The organism is Candidatus Anaeroferrophillus wilburensis (assembly GCA_016934315.1).
GTDB classification, from domain to species: domain Bacteria; phylum Desulfobacterota; class Anaeroferrophillalia; order Anaeroferrophillales; family Anaeroferrophillaceae; genus Anaeroferrophillus; species Anaeroferrophillus wilburensis.
In genome coordinates, this window is sequence record JAFGSY010000012.1 from 1 (window position 1) to 19,786 (window position 19,786).

At 56.5% G+C, this 19,786-nt stretch carries 17 protein-coding genes; all 17 read right to left on the bottom strand.

All coding sequences use genetic code 11. The features are described 5' to 3' along the window. Positions 1-270 precede the first annotated feature (270 nt). Complete coding sequence (locus JXO50_02520; protein MBN2331958.1) at positions 271-1,800, bottom strand: acyl--CoA ligase; 1,530 nt, start codon at positions 1,798-1,800, stop codon at positions 271-273. A gap of 24 nt (positions 1,801-1,824) precedes the next feature. Continuing rightward, a complete protein-coding gene (locus tag JXO50_02525) occupies positions 1,825-2,082 on the bottom strand; it encodes an acyl carrier protein (GenBank protein MBN2331959.1) in 258 nt (85 codons plus the stop codon). Beyond that, positions 2,079-3,098, bottom strand: coding sequence for a hypothetical protein (locus tag JXO50_02530; protein ID MBN2331960.1), 1,020 nt, complete (start codon positions 3,096-3,098; stop codon positions 2,079-2,081). Before JXO50_02530 ends, JXO50_02525 begins: the two co-directional genes overlap by 4 nt. 42 nt (positions 3,099-3,140) lie before the next feature. Continuing rightward, positions 3,141-4,172 carry a hypothetical protein gene (locus tag JXO50_02535; protein ID MBN2331961.1) on the bottom strand — a complete coding sequence of 344 codons (1,032 nt, stop codon included), beginning with the start codon at positions 4,170-4,172 and terminating at the stop codon, positions 3,141-3,143. Beyond that, positions 4,169-6,166, bottom strand: coding sequence for an asparagine synthase (glutamine-hydrolyzing) (gene asnB / locus JXO50_02540; protein MBN2331962.1), 1,998 nt, complete (start codon positions 6,164-6,166; stop codon positions 4,169-4,171). The genes JXO50_02535 and asnB overlap by 4 nt, the downstream gene beginning before the upstream one ends. A gap of 99 nt (positions 6,167-6,265) precedes the next feature. Continuing rightward, entirely contained in the window at positions 6,266-7,825 is a 1,560-nt protein-coding gene (gene cysN, locus JXO50_02545) for a sulfate adenylyltransferase subunit CysN (protein MBN2331963.1), read from the bottom strand. After that, positions 7,825-8,736, bottom strand: coding sequence for a sulfate adenylyltransferase subunit CysD (cysD, locus tag JXO50_02550; protein MBN2331964.1), 912 nt, complete (start codon positions 8,734-8,736; stop codon positions 7,825-7,827). The genes cysN and cysD overlap by 1 nt, the downstream gene beginning before the upstream one ends. Positions 8,737-8,929: 193 nt before the next feature. Beyond that, positions 8,930-9,547 (bottom strand): adenylyl-sulfate kinase, encoded by a 618-nt coding sequence (gene cysC, locus JXO50_02555; GenBank protein ID MBN2331965.1) that lies wholly within the window; start codon positions 9,545-9,547, stop codon positions 8,930-8,932. Positions 9,548-9,621: 74 nt separating this feature from the next. After that, entirely contained in the window at positions 9,622-11,394 is a 1,773-nt protein-coding gene (locus JXO50_02560; protein ID MBN2331966.1) for an SLC13 family permease, read from the bottom strand. A gap of 141 nt (positions 11,395-11,535) precedes the next feature. Beyond that, positions 11,536-12,801 (bottom strand): type IV pilus secretin PilQ, encoded by a 1,266-nt coding sequence (pilQ, locus tag JXO50_02565; protein ID MBN2331967.1) that lies wholly within the window; start codon positions 12,799-12,801, stop codon positions 11,536-11,538. Positions 12,802-12,910: 109 nt separating this feature from the next. Beyond that, positions 12,911-13,372, bottom strand: a complete 462-nt coding sequence (locus tag JXO50_02570) for a hypothetical protein (GenBank protein ID MBN2331968.1) — start codon at positions 13,370-13,372, stop codon at positions 12,911-12,913. Positions 13,373-13,398: 26 nt separating this feature from the next. Then, positions 13,399-14,046, bottom strand: coding sequence for a type 4a pilus biogenesis protein PilO (gene pilO, locus JXO50_02575; GenBank protein MBN2331969.1), 648 nt, complete (start codon positions 14,044-14,046; stop codon positions 13,399-13,401). Between the two features lie 133 nt (positions 14,047-14,179). Further along, the gene (locus JXO50_02580) at positions 14,180-16,789 is read right to left on the bottom strand and encodes a LamG domain-containing protein (GenBank protein MBN2331970.1); all 2,610 of its coding nucleotides are present in this window, start codon (positions 16,787-16,789) and stop codon (positions 14,180-14,182) included. Positions 16,790-16,833: 44 nt separating this feature from the next. After that, on the bottom strand, positions 16,834-17,448 hold the full coding sequence (locus JXO50_02585) for a PilN domain-containing protein (protein ID MBN2331971.1): 615 nt from the start codon (positions 17,446-17,448) through the stop codon (positions 16,834-16,836). Between the two features lie 15 nt (positions 17,449-17,463). Continuing rightward, positions 17,464-18,561, bottom strand: a complete 1,098-nt coding sequence (pilM, locus tag JXO50_02590; GenBank protein MBN2331972.1) for a pilus assembly protein PilM — start codon at positions 18,559-18,561, stop codon at positions 17,464-17,466. Between the two features lie 47 nt (positions 18,562-18,608). Next, positions 18,609-18,986 (bottom strand): hypothetical protein, encoded by a 378-nt coding sequence (locus JXO50_02595; GenBank protein MBN2331973.1) that lies wholly within the window; start codon positions 18,984-18,986, stop codon positions 18,609-18,611. A 54-nt stretch (positions 18,987-19,040) separates the two neighbouring features. Beyond that, positions 19,041-19,754, bottom strand: a complete 714-nt coding sequence (locus JXO50_02600; GenBank protein MBN2331974.1) for a prepilin-type N-terminal cleavage/methylation domain-containing protein — start codon at positions 19,752-19,754, stop codon at positions 19,041-19,043. Positions 19,755-19,786 lie beyond the last annotated feature (32 nt).

Sequence of the window (19,786 nt, forward strand, 5' to 3'; positions counted from 1 at the left end):
ACAAAAAATTTGAACTGACCGATTCGGCAGCGTAAATCACCTTTTGCCCAAGAGGCTCAACTGTAAGGAAGGTCCTTGACTTTTACAGTCAATAACTGCACCGCCGGCAGGAGAAGGGTAGCAGGCTTTATGGTCTTGGTGTATTGTCGTGGGGCCAACCATTACGGTCAGACCGCCGAGCCTGGAACAAATGGCAAGAATCGATAACCGAGTGAGCACCACCAAGATAGGTAAGGGGCCGGGAAAAGGAATGTGATTCAGATTTCACGGTTAATCCACCAGGGAACGGCATTTGTCACGGTCGATTTTGCCGCTGGCTTTTTTCGGCAGGGCACGAAGAAGTTTGATGGTCGCGGGGAGTTTATATTTCGGCAGTCTGGCGGCACAGGCAGCAATGATAGCTTCCCGCGTGGCCTCCGGTGAGGCCGGCACCACCAGGGCGGCAAGACGGTTGCCCAGCAGGGGGTCTGGCAGGCCGACAACCGCTGCCTCTACCACCTGGCCGCCGGCAAGCAGGTCATCTTCAATCTCCTGGGTGTTGATACGGTGGCCGCCCACTTTCAGCAGATTGTCTTTGCGGCCGATGATATGGAAAAAACCATCGACATCCACATAGCCATGGTCACCGGTGTGATAGCCCTGATGGTCGAATTTTTTCGCGGTGGTTTCCGGGTCGCGCCAGTAGCCGGCGGCAATATTGGCACCAGTAGCCACCAGTTCACCCATTTCGCCAACGGCAACTTCCAAACCATTTTCGTCCACCACTTTCATGCTCACACCGGGAATCGGCTTGCCGATGGATTCGATTTTATCGGCAAAATTGGCTGGATCAAGATAGGTAAGGCGGGCCGAAGCCTCGGTGGCGCCGTACATGATAACGATGGCGGTATGATCCGGCAGCGTCCGGCGGAGTTCTTCTTTGACCGTAGTGGCCATATGCCCGCCGGCCTGGGAGCAGTAGCGCAGGGCGGGAAGTTTATCCCGGTAGTTTTTCAGGGGCGAGCGGTGCAGCAGGTAGGCATAGGTGGAAGGAACGCCGGCAAAGCCGGTGACCTGCTCCGCCGCCATCTGCTGGAGAACGGTAGCCGGAAAGGCAAATTTGTTATTGATAATCAGGCGACCGCCCACCGCCACATGGGTATTCAACAGGGATTTGCCCATCACGTAGAAAAAGGGCAGCACCACCATCTGAATGTCATCGGCCGTCAGCTGAAGATAGCTGCAGATGGAGTTGGTATTGCTGACGATATTGTGGTGGGAGAGCATGACTCCCTTGGGTTTCCCCGTCGAACCTGACGTGTAGATGATCGAGGCCAGTGAGGTAGCCGGCAGAGAAAGGTCGGGATTGGTGGACTGGTCACCGGCCAGGACTTCATCCCAGGCAACCAGCCGGAGGCTGGAAGGCCAGGATTTTTTTGGCTGGCTGATGATCAGGCTCAGGGAAGGCGGCAGCTCGGTGGCCTGCAGGAGCCGTTCAAAACGACTGTTGGAAATAATTGCTTTGGCTTCCAGCTCGGCAAGCAGAGGCCTGAGGCTTTCGGGCTTATGATCGGTACTCAGGGGAACAGCAACCGCACCGGCCTTGAGGATGCCGTAATAACTGATTACATATTCGAGGGAATTTTCCAGCAGGATGGCAACCCGATCGCCCGGCAGGACATTATCCGCCAGAAGCCAATGGGCCAGCCGATTGGCAGCAGCGTTGATCTCCCGATAGGTTGCCCGCACCTCTTCATGAACTAGAGCTACCTTGTCAGGGAGGGATCGGGTACTGGCTTCGAGGAAGTAATGGATAAGCATAGTGTTCTCTGGGCCTCTGTGGTTCTAACCCAGCTTTTTCTCCAGAAATGCTGTCACATTGTTCAACGAATCCAAATTCTCCGGCACCAGCTCCTCGTCATCGATAGAGATCGCAAACTCCTCTTCGAGAAATTCCACCAGTTCCAGGACGCCGGTGGAGTCGATGATGCCACCATCCAAAAAGGAAGAGTCGTCGGTGAGGTCGTCGCCGCTGCCGAAGAGGAAGTTTTCGACAATGAATTCTCTGATTTTCCCTTTGATCTCGTCTCTGTTCACACTCATAGTTCCAGTTTCTCCCGGGCGTAGGCAACCATATCGGCATTCTGCGCCGTATAAATTTTTTCAATACCCTCCTGCCGATCCATGACCCCCTGGCGTACCATGTTGGCGATCTCCCAGACATAGGGATGAAAGCCGTGGCGCTCCAGGTGGCACTGGTTGGCAAAGGCATTCAACAGACAGTTGGAGGAGTTGGTGTCGGTGTCTTCCGGCGCCCGCCAGCCAGCCCGGTTCAGCTCCAGTTTAATGGCCTCCTCGTCGTAGTCGAAAAAGGCCAGCGGGTGGATGTTGTGGGGAAAGCGGTCGGCGTACAGCTCATAATAGGCCGCGGGGATGAAATACTGCTCCAGCCGGCCGCTGATCTCCGGCGGGAAGGCTTTTTTGAGGGCCTCCTGGTTCTTCTGGATCAGGGTGGGATTGGTTTTCATGATCGCCGACTGGATGGGCGCCTGTCCCGGGGACCAGCCGAAGGCCACCAGCGGGATGTTCATCTCCAGGGCGGTTTTCAGCACCAGGCTTTTGACGATGCCGATGCAGGCGGTGCAGATGGCGCTGGCCCGCAGCAGGGTCGGGGCCGGGAAGATATCCTCCCCGGCGGTGCAGGCAAACATGCGCCTGGCGACCGGCCAGGGGATGGTAAAATTGAGATGATCAATATCCAGCTGATCGGTAAGCGCCTTGATGTTTTCCTGGGAAGCCGGCGAAATGAAGTGGTTGTCAAACGTCAGCGCCAGTATCCGCAGATCATACTTTTCCTTCAGCAGCTTCATGGTATAGCTGGAGTCCTTACCGCCACTGTAGGCCATAATGGCATCGTATCCCAGACTTTCCTGCCTCGCCTGAGTGATCAGGTCATCCAGCCGCTGCCGGTAGGCGGCCTTTTTTTCCGGCACCTTGGCCGCTTTCTTCTCCTCGCGGCGGCAATGATTACAGATTCCCTGGTCATCAAAACTGATCCCCGGAAAGGTCTCGGGCAGAATACAGCGCTGGCAGAGACGAATATCTACCTTTATTGACATTTTCTTTACTCCTTGTGCAAAGTTCAGAGCGATCGGATTACATCACTTGCGAGGATCCCAGCCAGCCAATCTGGCCCACAACCACCAGGCAGCATAACCTTTGAGGTTGCCGTTCAGATCACGGCTGTGGGCGGCTCCGGAACGCCACCAGTCAACCCCTTCGACATGCGAGTTTTGCCAATCATCCGCCCAGTTGCCTCTGCCTCCCTGGTCATTATTGTAAGAACAATCATCTTCAAGCTTTCGGTGACCCTGATATGAGCCATAGGCGTTATCGGCCGCGCTGGATTCCCCATCACCAAAATACTCACCATCAGGATTGTAGGATTCAATATCAAAAAAATCATACAATATCCGGTTATTCTTAAGGCAGTGCTGACGGATTTTTTTATTGGCCGCAAAGGTCCATTGGTTCTCGTCTGGCCGGTCTTTGGTATCGTTGTTGGTGTGCCCGGTCATAAAGACAAAGGTCACCGGCACCTTCCGTTGACCTGAACGGATTTTGGCGCCGCCGGGGCCATATTCGCTGATCAGCTTCTCCATCTCAGTAAGGTAGGTGTCGATATCATGGCCATAGATGTTGCACCATGACCAGACAACCACATTGATTTCGGCATTCTCCGGTTTATCGAGATAGTTGCGGGTCATGGTCCACCAAGAGGTCCGCCTTTTCTGCGGCAGCCATGATTTTTTATCAACATCATATCCCAGGTCATGCCCCTCTTTGCTGAAAGTTCTATCTTCAAGGTGCAGCGCCCCGTCGCTGCCCGTTTCATTCCAAAGATACAAGCCGGGAGGGGTTTTATATCGCGGGCTGTTATGCATGAATGCATCAAGCCCCGTCATCCCGGCAATTAGCTGGCTGCCATGGGATGTATGACCGTAAGCAATATGAAGTGTTTTCTTAGCATTTTCAATCGCAGTTAGGGGAATCTTGCCAATATGGACGCAATGATGGTCAATGATGACCGCCTCAGAAGAATCAGCCGACGAGCAGCGAGCAGGCTGGGCAAAGAGACACAGCGATCCCGTAACAATTAGCACTCCTGCAACAACATGAAAGAGATGCGTCATGATGTTCCCCCTTGGTCTGTCCCCGAAATTTTTTTGGTTAATTCTATATCCCGGCCATCGGTGGTCGGAAATTCCCGGCAGAACTGCTGTTCCAGCAGCAGGGTTGAAATGATGCCGACGACCGCCATATTTTCCCGTTCGCTCACAAGCTCAGCTCCCTGGCGGCGGCATTTACCAATCAACCTTTGCACCCGATTATTATCAAACAGATTACTCGTCTGCAAGGTCTCTGGAGCCAGCAGATCAGCCAAGTAGTCGGGCTGCCGCTCACCGAAAAAACAGCCGCTGATCGGCGCCCGATAGGGCTGCTTGTGCCGCTGCAGCACCGCAGCCGGGATAACCGTTTCCGCCGCCTTTTTGACAATAAATTTTTCGTTCAGGCCGTTGAGCCGGAAACGGGGCGGCACCCGGGCGGCAAATTCAGCAACCCGATGATCAAGGAAAGGGAACCGCCCTTCAACCGCGTGGGCCATGGCCATCCGGTCGCCCTGGGCGGCTAGCAGGTAGCCCGGCAGGAACAGCGACGCCTCCAGATACTGGGCCCGAGACAGGGCCGGCCAGGAGATGAAATCGGTCGGCAGTTGGGCCGTCATGCGTTCGACAAACTGCTCCGGGCCATCAAGCTCCCGGCGCACCGCGGTACTGAAAAAAGTATGCAGCTGGGCGGTGTTGCGCCACCTGATGAGATGGGAAAACGCCGGTTTCTCCGACTCATCCAGACCGCGGCGAAAAAACCCTTCGAGGTAGCTGCGGGCCTTGCCGTCGCCCTGGGAAAAAACATAGGGGTAAAGGCGTTCAAGGAGCCGCGGCCGCATGGTCGACTGGGGATTTCTCGCCCAGAAACGGCGCACCATGGCTTCCTTGAAGATATTGTAGCCGGCGAACATCTCGTCGGCTCCCTCGCCGGTGAGCACCACCTTGAAACCGCTCTCGCGCACCAGTTTGGCCAGCAGGTAGAGGGGCACCGGCGCTGTCCGGATCATCGGCGTTTCAGCATGCCAGACCACGGCGGGAAAAGCATCGCCGATCTCGCTGTCGGTACAGGTGATAGCGCGGTGATCGGTTCCCAGCTGGTCAACCGCCTGCCGCTGATATGAACTTTCGTCAAAGCGCTGATCGGCAAAACCGACGGAAAAGGTACAGAGCCTATTATTGAACCTTTTTTTCACCAGCGCGCTGATATAGGTACTGTCCAAACCGCCGCTCAGGTAAGCACCCACCGGCACATCAGCCCGTAGGCGCAGGCGGGCCGCGTCGGTCAGCAGATCATCCAATTCGTCCGCCCAGTCGGCCAGCGGCCGCTCCGGCTCTTGTCCGGGAGCAAAAGACAGCTGCCAGTAGCTGCCGGTGGTCAGCCCGGCAGCAGAAAATTCCAGCCAGTGGCCAGGAAGCAGCTGCTGAATGCCTGCAAACGGCGTTGCCGGCGCCACTGCCGACCAGCAGGTAAAAATATCGCCAAGACTGTGATAATCAAGTCGGCGGGTAATGGACGGCTCGGCAAAAATCGCCTTGATCTCGGAACCAAACAGCAACCGGTGGCCATCATGGTGATAAAACAGCGGCCGGATTCCCAGCCGATCGCGGCCGAGAAGCAGACGCTGGCGGGGCTCATCCCATAATGCCAGGCCGAACTGGCCATTCAGATGCTCAAAAAGGTCGGTGCCATAGTCTTCATAAAGATGCACCAGCACCTCGGTGTCGGAAGCGGTCTGAAAGCGGTGCCCCCGCCGCTCAAGATCGCGGCGCAGCTCCGGGTAGTTGAAAATCTCGCCGTTAAGCACCACCCAGACGGTGCCGTCTTCATTGCTGATGGGCTGGTCACCGCCGGCCAAATCGATAATGCTCAGACGGGCGTGGGCCAAGCCGGCCGGCCCATCCTCGTAGATCCCTGCCGATTCCGGCCCCCGATGGCGCAGCAGAGCAATCATCCGTCGGAGGAGCGCCTCGCGGGAACCAGTTGTTCGAAAATCAACAATGCCGGCAATACCACACATAAGGGGACGGTTTACGGTATAAGGTTTATGGTATAAGGAAAAAGATATCAGAGATTGGGGGAGTTGTTAAATTACCGAAAGGTAAGTCAACAACGTCCCCTAAATTTCTTCCTCAATGAGCAGCACGATCAGACCGTACTGTATCAAACTATCGGCAAAAATAGCTGCCGCTGCAGTTTTTTCATCCACCACCACGGCAATTTTCCCCTGGTCGAACAGCTCACGCTCCAGGGTTCGAGCTTTTGCCTGCCGCTCTTCATGGTTTGCACCGCTGATTCGGATCATCTCGCCCCGCTGGCCGAGTCGGGCTTCCCATTCAGCTCGGGTCACCAGGCCAACGCCAGTAGCTCCCAGCGGTTTTGCCGCCGGCTGCTGATCACTGGCCAGCCGGTCGATGATCATTCCCACCGCCGAGGTATAGTTGGTCACCGGGTCAATGAGGATGAAACTGCCGGTGGTCCGGTTTTTCATATAGGGATCAAAGTAAAGGGGTCTGCTGGTGGTGATGGTTACCCGGCCGATCTCATTAAGGGAAAGGTGGTCGACCTCGCTTTTGCGCAGGGTATTGACATCGGTCCGGTAACGCACCCGGTCGATCTTGGCCCGGGTGGTCTGGGTGGTGTGCTTAATGAAAAAGCCGGTGCCCGGGTCCATGGGCTTCTCGTCCATCCAGACCAGCATCGCCTCGAATGATCTGCCCGTGCGGGGCATATTGTTGGGGTGGACCAGCATGTCGCCGCGGCTGACATCGATTTCATCCTCCAGGGTCAGAGTCACCGACTCAGGGGAGAAGGCAGCGTCCAGCGGACCGTCGTAGGTGGCGATCTCTTTAACCTTCGATTTTTTGTGCGACGGCAGGATCAAAACCTCTTCGCCGGGACGCACCACCCCCGAGGCCACCTGACCGGCAAAGCCGCGGAAACTGGCATCGGGACGCAGCACGTATTGGACCGGAAAGCGGAAGTCGATGAAATTGCGGTCGGAGGTAATGTAGATCGATTCCAGCAGTTCCAAAAGCGGTTGGCCGGAATACCAGGGAGTGTTGGTCGACCGGGTCACCACGTTGTCCCCCTTGAGGGCCGAAAGGGGAATGAAGTGCAGGTCGGGAATTTTCAGCCGGGCGACAAACTCACGAAAATCCTGGCAGATGGCGTCGAACCTTTGCTGGTCGAAATCCACCAGATCCATTTTATTCACCGCCAGGATAACGTGCTTGATCCCCAGTAGCGAAACAATGAACGTATGGCGGCGGGTCTGGGTGATGATCCCGGTGCGGGCGTCAACCAGGATCACCGCCAGGTTGGCCGTCGAGGCCCCGGTGACCATGTTGCGGGTATACTGCTCATGGCCGGGGGTGTCGGCGATAATGAACTTGCGCTTGTCAGTGGCAAAATAACGGTAGGCCACATCAATGGTAATCCCCTGCTCCCGCTCCGCCTTGAGGCCGTCAAGCAGCAGGGCGTAGTCAATCTCGCCGCCGACGCTGCCGACCCGCTTGCTGTCCCGCTGGAGAGCGGAAAGCTGGTCTTCATACAACAGCTTGCTGTCATAGAGCAGGCGGCCGATCAGCGTCGACTTACCGTCATCCACCGAACCGGCGGTGAGAAAACGCAAGAGATCCTTCTGTTCGTCACGATCAAGAAATTCCCTGATATCCATTAAAAATATCCTTCTCTTTTTTTCTGCTCCATCGAGCCTTCCTGGTCGAAATCGATGACCCGGGTGGTGCGCTCACTCTTGGTGACCGTCATCATCTCCTCGACAATTTTTTCAATGGTGTCAGCAGTCGACTCGATGGCACCGGTCAACGGATAGCAGCCCAGGGTCCGGAAGCGGATCATTCTCTTCTGGGGCTGCTCCCCGTGATTAAGGGGCATGCGGTCGTCATCCACCAGAATCAGGTTGCCGTCCCGTTCCACCACCTCCCGCTCGGCAGCATAGTAGAGGGGAACAATGGGAATTTTTTCCAGCCGGACATACTGCCAGACGTCAAGCTCCGTCCAGTTGGACAGGGGGAAGACCCGGATGCTCTCACCCTTGTTGACCCGGGTGTTGTAGACGCTCCAGAGCTCCGGTCGCTGGTTTTTCGGATCCCACTGGTGAAAACGGTCGCGAAAGGAAAAAATCCGTTCCTTGGCCCGGGATTTCTCCTCATCCCGTCGGGCGCCGCCAAAAGCGGCATCAAAACCGTACTTGTCCAGGGCCTGCAGCAGCGCCTGGGTTTTCATGACATCGGTATGGACCTTGCTGCCATGGCTGAAGGGGCCGATCCCCTGGCGATGGCCCTCCTCGTTGTAGTGGACAATGAGATCGATGTCGTGGCGCCGGCAGAAGTCATCGCGAAAGGTGATCATCTCCTGGAACTTCCATTTGGAATCGATGTGCATCAGGGGAAAGGGAATCTTGCCGGGGGCAAAGGCTTTCTGGGCCAACCGGGCCATTACCGACGAATCCTTGCCGATGGAGTAAAGCATCACCGGGTTGGCAAACTCAGCCGCAACTTCCCTGATAATGTGGATGCTTTCCGCTTCCAGTTCCTGCAGGTGGGAGAGGGAGTACTTTCTTTCCATAACTATTTCATATCCTTTTTACTGAACGGGAGTATCTTTTTAGAAGCTGTCATAGTTCAGTCTCCCGCTCATTCTCGCCGGCCTTCCGTGGCCGGCTCCGAGGCGTCCGCCGCAAATCACCATCCAGGTGATTTGTCCGGCGGCCAAAACCGCTTGGAGACGGAACCATGACAACTTGAGACAACTATTACTTTCACATGGCCCCAATCACTTTTCGCTGCCGTAGAAAGGCAATGATGGCATCCACCGCCTCTGCTTCCGAAAGCTCATCGGTTTTCAACGTCAATTCCGGCTGCAGGGGCGGTTCGTAGGGCGCTGAAACGCCGGTAAACTCCGGAATTTCACCGGCATCGGCTTTTTTATAAAGCCCTTTCGGGTCCCGGCCACGACAGGCATCTAGGGAACAGTCGAGAAAAATTTCAATAAAATCGCCGGCAGCCAGCAGGCTGCGGACCGCGTCGCGGTCGCTCCGATAAGGGGAGATGAAGGCGGTGATGGCGATCAGACCGGCATCCATGAGGATTTTGGCCACCTCCCCCACCCGGCGGATGTTTTCCCGGCGGTCTGCCGGCGAAAAGCCCAGATCACGGTTCAACCCATGGCGCAGGTTGTCGCCATCGAGCACATAGCCACACACCTGCAGGGCATGGAGTTCCACCGCCAGGCGGTTGGACAGGGTGGATTTGCCGGAGCCGGAAAAACCGGTAAACCAGATAACACAGGCGCCATGGCCGTTGAGTAGCCGACGCTGCTCACGACTGACCAATTCGGCATGCCAGGTCAGGTTGTCTGCTTTGGGATTTTCGTTCATCGGCTGGTCAATACCACATTTTTCCCATTAAATAAACTTCTCCGGTCAACAAGGAACTCATTTTATCACACCCGTCAGAACTGCCAGCCGATGACAATGGCGGCCAGGGCGGTGATCATAACCAGCAGGTTGAGCGGCAGACCAATTTTGAGAAAATCAGTAAAACGGTAATTGCCGGGGCCATAGACCATCAGGTTGGTCTGGTAGCCGATGGGAGTGGCAAAACTGGCCGACGCTCCTATGGCAACGGCAACCGCAAAAGGAACCGGATTAAAGCCTGCTTCGATGGCGGCGGACCAGGCGATGGGAAACATGAGGGCGGCGGCGGCGTTGTTGGTAATCACTTCGGTCATGATTGAGGTGACCAGATAGACGGCAGCCAGCAGGCCCAGCGCTCCCCACCCCGACACCAGGTCCAGCAGACCCGAGGCCAGATAGGAGGCGGCACCGGTTTTGGTAAGCGCCTGGCTGATCCCCAGGGCGGCGGCAATGACGATCAGGACATTAAGTTCAAGAGACCGCCGGGCCTCGACGACGGTAATCGCCCGGCTGATGAGCAGCACCAACACCGCCAGAATCGCCGCCCGAAAGATATCCAGCACACCAAAGGCCGCCAGCAGGACCATCAGTATCAAGGCCCCGAGAGATACCATACTTTTCCGGCGATCGACCACCGGCATGTCCGTCACTTTGCTGATCAGGTAAAAGTCGCGGGCATTGCTCCAGCGGGCGAGAAAATCGCCGCCGGCCAGTAGCAGCAGGCTGTCCCCCGGTTTCAGGACAATGCCGCCGATGCCGCTTTTGATCCGCTCGCCATGCCGGCGGACCGCCAGCACCGCCGCATCATAATGGCCGCGGAAATTGCCCTCCTTGATGGTTTTCCCCAACATGGGCGAGGAACGGGAAACCACCGCTTCCAGAATGCCGCCGGGAGCACCGCGGCGGCTGGACCAGCTCCAGTCCTGATCTTCAGCCGGTACCAGGCCTTTAATCCTCCGCAGCTGCGGCACACCGTCGGCAACCCCGACAAAACAGAGCCGGTCACCGGCCTGCAGTATTTCACTGGGTTTTACCGGCACGATGGTTTTCTCGCCGCGGATTATCTCGCTGAGATAGAGAAGATTCAAATGGCGCAGGCCGGCTTGAATAACAGTGCGGCCCACCAACGGGCCATCAACCGCTACCTGCATCTCAAAAAGATAGTCCCGGCCGTTGCCATTCTCATTCTCGGACATCCGGACAGGGAGGATAAAATATCCCCATGCCAGGATGTACAGCAGACCGACAACCACACAGGGAATACCCACCCGCGCCAGCTCGAAAAGTCCCAGGGAACGACCGCCGGCATTAATCATCATGCCGTTGACCACCAGGTTGGTGGAGGTGCCGATCAGGGTACAGGTGCCGCCGAGAATGGCGGCATAGGAAAGGGGAATCAGGTATTTCCCGGGCGGCAGCCGGTGGCGCTGGGCCCACTCGCTGACCGCCGGGACAAACATGGAGACAATGGGGGTATTATTTAAAAAGGCGGAAAGCAGGCTGACCGGCACCATCATCCGGAGCAGCGCCCGCCGGCCCAGACCCTTGCCGCGCCCCATAACCCGATCGGCGAACAGTTCCAGAATTCCCGATGACTGGGCGCCGTAGGCGACGATAAACAGGAGGGCGACCGTCAGCATGCCCTTGTTGGCAAAGCCGGCCAGCGCTTCCTGGGGCGTCAGCACCCCGGTCAGCAACAACACCCCCAAGGCGGCAAAGAGGATGGCATCAGGTGCCAGCAGCTCAAAAACCAGGGCTGCAAGCATGAGGCCAACAACAAGGATAGTCAACTGGGCATCAAAGGACATAAAAAAAATGGTAAACAATATAAGGTTAAAGGCGAAAGGTTAAAGGTTAAAACTCTGATGAGCAAAACTTCGGCTTCTTTCAGCCTTTTACTCAACAAGTCACCGTACACCTTATACCGTTTACCGTACAGCGTTCTTTTATCATCTTTTAACGATAGTAGGCGTAATAAAGACGATCAGTTCACCCTGGTCGACATCATCCAGGTCATGTTTGAACAAGTTGCCAAACAAGGGTACCCTGGAGAGGCCCGGCACCCCGTCCTTCTGCTGGATATTGTTGCTGAGGATGATGCCGCCGATCACTGCCGTTGCGCCATCCTGAATCAGCAGAGTGGTATTGACATTCTGGGTATTGATAATCGGCTCCCCTTGGCCGGTGTTTTCCCCCTGGCTGTCATTTTTAATCTGCAGCTCCAAGGTAATCTCCCCGTTTTTGGTAACATGGGGGACCACCTCCAGGCTCAGTTCCGCCTCCTTGAATTCCGTGTCCGGATTGTCTACATCCGATGATTTATAGGGAATTTCCTTCCCCTGGCCAATCTTTGCCCGGTGGTTGTCGAGCACCATCACCCGCGGATTAGAGAGGGTTTTAATCATATCCTTCTCCTCCAGGGCCGTCAAGCGAACATTGAAGCTGAAGGAATCCAGCTTGCTGATCCCGAAGGTGATGGCCGAGGAGGCTGCCGGAGTCGGCAGGTTGATCGCCGTGTCGGCAAAGCTGCCGGCATCGGTGCTGCCGCCGGCGGAAAAAGTTTTACGGTTGCCGCTGCCGAAGGTATCGCTGTAGGAACCACCCCACTGGATTCCCAGCTCCTTGACCGCCTTGTTGGAGGCAGTGACAATCCGGGCTTCAATCATCACCTGCGGCGTGGGGATATCCAGCACTGCCAGCAGCTGCCGGACCTGTTCGATATAGCTCGGCGTATCGCGGACCATCAGGGTATTGGTACGGCTGTCGGCCCGCAGGCGTCCGCGGGAGGAGAGCAGCGACTCCACCTGAGCAACCACATCTACCGCCTTGCTGTAGTTGAGGGAGATATATTCGGTAGTCAGATCCTCGCCCAGTTCGACAATCTCATCGACATTGACCACCCGGTAGACCTCTTTTTCCCGGATGACCCCCAGGTTGTGGGACGCCAGGATGGCACCCATCGCCCCTTCAATGCTGATATCATGAAAATTGAGCGACACGGTGGCCGCCGGCACTTCAGCACCGAGGATGAGGTTGATCCCAGCTTCGGCCGCCAGCGCCCGGAGGATATCCTGCAGACCGGTTTCGCGACACTCAAGGGTTATCCGCTTCTGCAGCGGGTCAACAGGCAGCCCATCTTCGGCCGCAACAGCACTCCATTGCAGGAAGCCGGTGGCCAGCAGCAGGATGAGCAGAAAAACAATGGTTTTTTTCATAGTACATTCCAAAAAGTCACGGAACATCCGTTGTCAGACCGGAGCATAGCTGTCCATTCCTGGCCACGAGAGGATCCCGGCACCTGGAGGATATCGTCTGCCTGAAACATTACAATCTGTCCTCTTCAGGGCTTTTGCCACCGGCACTGATGGTAAAGCTTTCGCCGTTGCTGACCATGGGCAGCAGGGTCAACTCCATGAGGTGGCCATTTTTCAGCAGGATGACCCGCTCAGGCTGCACCGAGGCAACCTTGAACCCCATCACCATATCGCCGGAAACAACCAGCTGGTTGCCGACAATCGCCTTGATCTGCACCCCACTCCTGATCACCGCCTTCAGCTTCAGATCGGGAGGCAGGGAAAACTCTTCTGCTGCTGACGGCCGCAGACCATCGGGCATGATCGCCGCGTCCGTCCGCCGTTCCACCAGCAGGGGAATAAATGGGTTCCGCTCGTACAGCTGCTGATCAACCATGAGATCTGCGGCAAAGCAGGCACCAGGAATCGGCAGCACGCCGGCAACCAGCAACAGCCCGATCAGCAAACTTGAAAATTTTCTCGCAACAGTCATACAGGCAACCTGATAATTGAGGTCCATCAAAAAAAGGAAAAGTTGTTGATCCCCAGCTGGACTTCAACCCGGGGCAGGATTTCCCGCCGGCTAAAAATGCGGACATCACTGATGGCGTACAGTTTCTCAACCTGGGAAAAGGTTTTCAGATAGTCGGCCATCCGGTCATAGTCGGCCTGGAAACCAACCTCAAATGGCTGAACCCGATAGTCTTCCTGTTCCACAGCCGGTTTTTTGCGCAGTACCTGGAGGGAAAAGTTTTCCGGCGCAGCCGTCACCGCCAGGGTTTTTACCACCCTGGCGATATCCTGTTCGGTGGCCATCTGCTGCTGGAAAGACCTGAGAGTCTCCTGTTTTGCGGCAATATTATCTTTCAGGGCGGCAACCTTTTTGGCCTGCAGGTCAGCCCGTCCGACAACCTGGGGCAGCCGTTGGATATCCAACTCCAAATGCTGAATCTGCTGGTCGGTGGCCGCCATCTTTGCCTGTAGAGGAGCAACCAGCAGGTTTTTATAGCCATAGACCACCATCACCAGGCAAAATAAGGTGAGCACCGCAAAACGAACCTGCGCCCTGCTGATGTTTTTCAGGTCAATCTGTTTGGCCAGTTGTTTCATGGAGATAGTCATGCACTCACTTTCGACGCTGTAGAGAAATACTTTAATCAAAATCACACAGTTCCAGACTTGTGAAACAATTGGAGCCTGGTTGACGCTCATGCTCGCCAATCATCCGGTTTTTCAGGCGTTTTGCGGTAGTTACACGTTTATGTACAACAGACAGTCCAAGGTAGGCCGGCGGGCTTGATTATTCAGGGGTTTCCATTTTGAAAATGATCCGGTCGTTGCCCCGATAGATGCCGAAAGTAAAGGTCCCGCAGCAGTCGGTACCAGAGCAGCTCAGCCAGGAGGGCAGCAGTGGACAGATGGTGATTGTTTCCGGCGCCGCCGGCGACGGAGCGGTAACCGTCAGCTGGCCTTGGCCCATGACCACCTCCGGCAAGGAGGTAACGGTCGCCCTCGGGGAATCAAAACCAATGCCGTTGGTGCAGCTGTCATCGGGATTGACCAGCCAGCCGGTGCCGTCCCAGTACTGCACCAGCAACGGCGAATCGCTGATATCCTCAGTTTCCGGACCAAAATTATCGCCCAGGAACAGGCGCCCGGCGCGCAGTTCGGTACCAATAATGGTGTTGATGCTGAAGGTACCGTCAACCCCATAAAGAATCCCGTCGCTGTCGGCAACCGTCAGGATCAGATCAAAATCGGCGGCAAAGGGAGCCACCGCTTCCCGCTCGTAGACAAAACTGTCGACAACCGTCAAGGTCTGGGAGGACAGGGCGGCCAACGGCAGGCTGGCGGGGGTGACGGTCAGGGTCCGGCCGGCGACATTATTGAGATATGCCGGGGTAAGCACCGCCGGCAGCTTGCAGTAGTCGCCGCTATAATTAAGGGTTTCGCCATTGCCAAGATTCTGGGCCGCGATGGTAATCTGCGGCACATCCTGGTAGCTGAAGGGCTGGCCCAGATAGGTAAACACACCGCAGGCCGGTGCCAAGGTCGCCACCGTCGACTGGACGGCAAAATGGTCGGGAGTAAAACGGCCGATGGGGGTGCTGGTACCGGTAATCCCAGCCCCGGAGCTAAGGTAGTCGCTGTCACTTACGGTAACGGCAACAATACCCACCTCACTGAAGGTCTGGTTGGCAATCGTCCCGAGGCCGCCGGCAAAATCCAGCGTCGTCGTTCCCAGACTGCCGGCGCTGCCGGCCGCCGGCTCCAGCAGCAGGTGGCTGATCGCCACGCCAACGGCCTGATAATTGCCGGTCACTGGATTATCAGACAGATCGGTGCCGCTGTCGGCAATCCCGTCAGCATTGCTGTCGTCGGCGCTCTGCCAGGATACCGCCCGGGCGGAAAGATTAAAGGGGGCGCCGGCGCTGACAAATACCGAGCTATCAGCGCTGCTGGCTGCCTGCCAGCCGTTGGTGGTGGTAAAGACCTCAAACCCCAGGGGACGGACAATCAGGTCAGGAATATTGACCCCCAGCATGTCATAGACCCCATCGCCGTCGCTGTCATAGCGAACGTCCCACTGGAGGCGGCCGGCATCATCATACTGAAAGACCAGAAGCGCCTCGCCATCGGTAAAATCCAGCTCGACCGCGGTCCAGCTTTCATCCACCCCGGTGCCGTTCACCTGCAGCGGCTCGGCACCAACCGCCGGATCCAGGTAGAGAATCCGCATCTCGACATCAACTGTTCCCTGGAGCAAGGTTTCGCAGGCGCCAGTCAGCGGATTCACCCGCACACCCTGGAGAAAGACTGCCTGGGCATTCCAGCCCTGGTCGGAAGGTTTTGCCGCAATCTGGGTGGTCAGCCCCGGGTCATCCCAGACAAAAGAAAATCCCGCTTTGTAATAGTCGACCGCCAGACTGCCGAGGGCAGCGCCGTCAGCCACGCCGATCTGGACAGTTTCACTGTCACCGGCGGCCGGAATGCTGCTGTTCCTCAGCCACAGCTTGATCTGGCCGTTGTCGGCGGCCGCAAAGGTATAGCTCGCCGTACCGCTGCCGTTATCGCTCCAGCTGCCGGCCGGCGGATCGTCATTGACATAGCCGCTCAGCTGGTCATACCATACCCCGCCGTTGTCGGCACTGATGCTCGTGGTTCCCAGGTAGCCGGTCAGCAGGCTGTCGGCGTTGTCCTTCGCCTGGATGGTGATCAGTTCCGCCCGGCAGGCCAGGGCCTGCCGATCGTCATCCTCATCGGCAAGGGTAAAATGGTCTACGGCACTGCTCGAGCACAGCCCGGCGGCCAGTTGAGCCGTATGGAGTTGTCCCGCTTGACTCGGATTTAGCGCCTGGGAGAAGAGCATGAACTCATCAAGCTGGCCGCTGAAGATGTCGCCATACCCCGAACCAACGGCCCGGGCGGCAAGAATCAGGCTTTCACCATTGGTGCCCATACTCCCTTTGTCATTATATTGCCCTACCAGACTACCGTTTTTGAAGGCCCGGAATTTATTGCCATCATAGGTTATCACTGCATGGGTCCACTGATCTACAGCAACCGCAAACGCTGGGGTGTCGCTTGCCGCCGGCGACCAGCGGAAATAAAAGGTCCCGCCGGCTACCCACGCTTCATAGAGCCCGCTTTTGCTGTACACAACCTGGTCGCCGCCGCTCCCATCCCACTTGAACCAGACCGAAACCGACCAGTCGCCGGCACCGGGATTAAAAAGGGCATCATTGCCGAGATCAACATAGGGCAGGTCAGCACCAGTACCAAGGCATTCCGCATAATGGTAGTCCGGTAATGGCAGATGCGAGACAGGCGGGGCCGCCGAGGACACCGACGACAACACCATGACCAAGAAAGTCAGGAGAAAAAAAAGCAGGATATTTTTGCCATGCATCTCTTCTTGCCACCCAAGGTATTATGCAGGAAAAAGGTTTGTGCTTATTTCAGCAGGCAGGAAATGACGAACGCGAAGTGAGCCGGAATGCCGGCATGATCATCGGCGGCAACCCGGGTCACTTCGGAAAAATCAACCGCCGCCAGGACATCAGATTCCCGTTGGAGATTTTCCAGGTAGCCGGCGATGGCGGCGCTGCCCAGAGCCCGGCCAGCAATGGTTACCGAAACCTGAGGCACGGCGGCATCACCCGCTGCTGCCGGCAGCACCTGCCGGCCAGCCGACTTAATTTCCGTCAGCCAAACTCCTTCCGGCACCTGCCGGCTGATGGCCGCCACAATAAGATACCAGTCACGACGCTGGCTCTTGATCCCTTCAGCTAGCTGGAGCTTCTGCTGCGTCCTGGCAAACTGTTCCTCCAGCTCCTTCACCTTATCAAGGAGCTGCTGGTAGGTACGGGACTCCTCCTGCAGCACGGTATGCCGTGCTTTGAGCCTTGTCAGTTCGGCAACGCGAAGAGCAGCCTTATGGCGTAGCAGCAGATAGTTGCCGCCCATTATCAGAAGCATCACGGCCAGCAGGACACCGGCAACCAGCCGTGGAGAGATGCCGGAATGGCCGGCAGATCTTTTGTTCGTCGATAAATTTATCCGCTGCATACTGTTCGCTTTAGGCTATCCCTGCAGCGCCAGGCCGACGGCAACGGTAAACCGGGACGCCTGCTGGCGGCAGATGTTGAGTTGCTCTTCATCTCCTTTGAAAGCGGAAAAATCAAGCTTCGCCAAGGGATCATAGGTCGCACAGGCGACTCCTAGGGTTTCCCCCAGATAATGTGGCAGATCTGGCAGCTGCGAACCACCGCCGGTCAATACCACCTGCCCCACAGTTCCCTTGTGCATGGTACTCTGGAAATAATCGGTAGTCCGGTGAATCTCCAAAGCCAGCTGCTGCATATCCGACTCGAGGGAGTTAAAAACCGCTTCCTGCAATTCCCCCTCGGCCAGCTTGTCAAACCGGTGGCGATAGAAGCTGACCCCGTGTTCACGAATGAGCTGGCTAGCCAGCTTTGGTTCAAAACCTTTATGGAGGACCAGCGACGCCACCCATGAACGGGTGGAAATGGCGAGCCAACGGGTGAGGAGGGGCAAGGAATCGCTGATAATGGCAATGGTCGTTCCATCACCACCGAGATTGACCAGCACCGGGTTTGCTTCCAGAACCGCCGGCGGACAATGGTGCAGGGCAGCGGCCAGGGACATCTCTTCTGGTTCCAGACACTGGATGGACAAGCCCAGGCGTTCAAAAAAGGTTTCCAGACGAATAATATCATCCTGCTTTGCCAGGTAGACCCTCACCTGCTGAAGTTCCTGGTGCCCCTGTTTTCGTGCCCCGAGCAGCAGATGATCCCGCTGAAAAATATCCGGCGACTGCGCCATTTTTTCCTTCAAAGCCCAGTAGATGGCCTGGGGCAGGTCTTTTCCAGCCATCAGAGGCAGCGTCAGCTCCTGACGGCTCACCAGCTCTGCAGGCAGGGACATGGCAACCGGGATTCCCTTATTGACGTAAGCGGACAGCGCTTTGGTGATGATCTGCGAAAAAAACCCCTCTGACTGCGGATCTTTCAAGGCTGGAGCCTCCTCCCCGTAAGGGTAGAAGAGGATATCCTCCACCAGAGACCGTTTTTTCAGCCGGCGCATGAGCACCATCTTCAACGAGGTTGGCCCGAAATCGAGGGCCAGCAGCTGATCTTTTTTACTGCCAAGTGAAAACATCTTTTTTCACCACAGAGACACAGAGGATAAAGAAAATAACATCCACCTCACTTTTTGAATTTGATCACCATCGACCGCCGGGCATAATCGGACGTGCTCTCATTGCCGCCGGTACCGGTTGCCGTGAGCTGCCAGTAACCAGGGGCATCCTGCCGGCAAGCAACAACCGCACGTGACTGGTCAAACTGCATATGGGTTTCTCCCGGGCCGGCAATAACACCCTGATCCAGCATGACAACCGCCACCTCGCCGGCGGCACAGGCACCGTAATAGGCCCGGGTTGAGAAGAGCTCATTGGTGGACTCCTTGTCGGCCAGGGTACTCATGGCCAGCATCACCAGGCCCAAAAATGACAGGATGAGGATCATGAACACCGCAGCAATCAGGGAAACACCCCGGGTATCCCACCAGATACATCTGTTCATCTTATTACCTTCCCTTCGCATAAAGGCCGGGGAAACTTTACCAAAAGTCACATTTCAGGGGAAATTCACCAATCGTATGCGGTGGTTCAGGACCAATGGCAGAGACTTCTCCGCCAGACTCAAGGTCACCGCCACGGCCGGTTCCGCAGCCAGGGTCCCCGGCTGCAGAACAAACCGGATCGCCGCAACCTGCCGACAGAGAAATTGGCCATGATCCTCACCAGCGCCGGGCTCGTAACCAGAATAGTACAGCAGTGCATCACTGTTGCGACTGACTTTGATTGCCGAGTCACAAACATAATAGCGTTGGCCGGGGGAGGAACGGCTGATAACTCCGCCGCAGGTAATCCGGTCAGCCGTATTGGTGACAATGGGAAACCGGCTGCCGCCACTATAAAAATCACTGGTACCGGTGTTGTAAATCACCAACCACATGCCACTGAAATTCCGGCCGCTGAGATCGTCATCAACGTGGAGAACGGCACCGGTAATGGCATTATAGGAACCGCCATAGGCCGTCCGGCCGAATTCAAGGGCTTCGCCTCCGGCTGAAATACGGACCGAGTTGGGCACCGCGTGGCGCAGTTCCCGCTCGAGCAGCATCATCGCCAGCCGGCCGCCCGACTGCAGCGATTTCATCACTCCTCTGGTCCGGTAGCCACGGCCGGCGGCATTGATAATCTGGCCGATCACCAGACTGACAATGCCCAGCAGGACAATGACGATGACCATTTCGATGAGGGTGAAGCCACCTTGCTGTTTTTTCATCCCGCTGCCTATACAGTACACCACAGTGACAA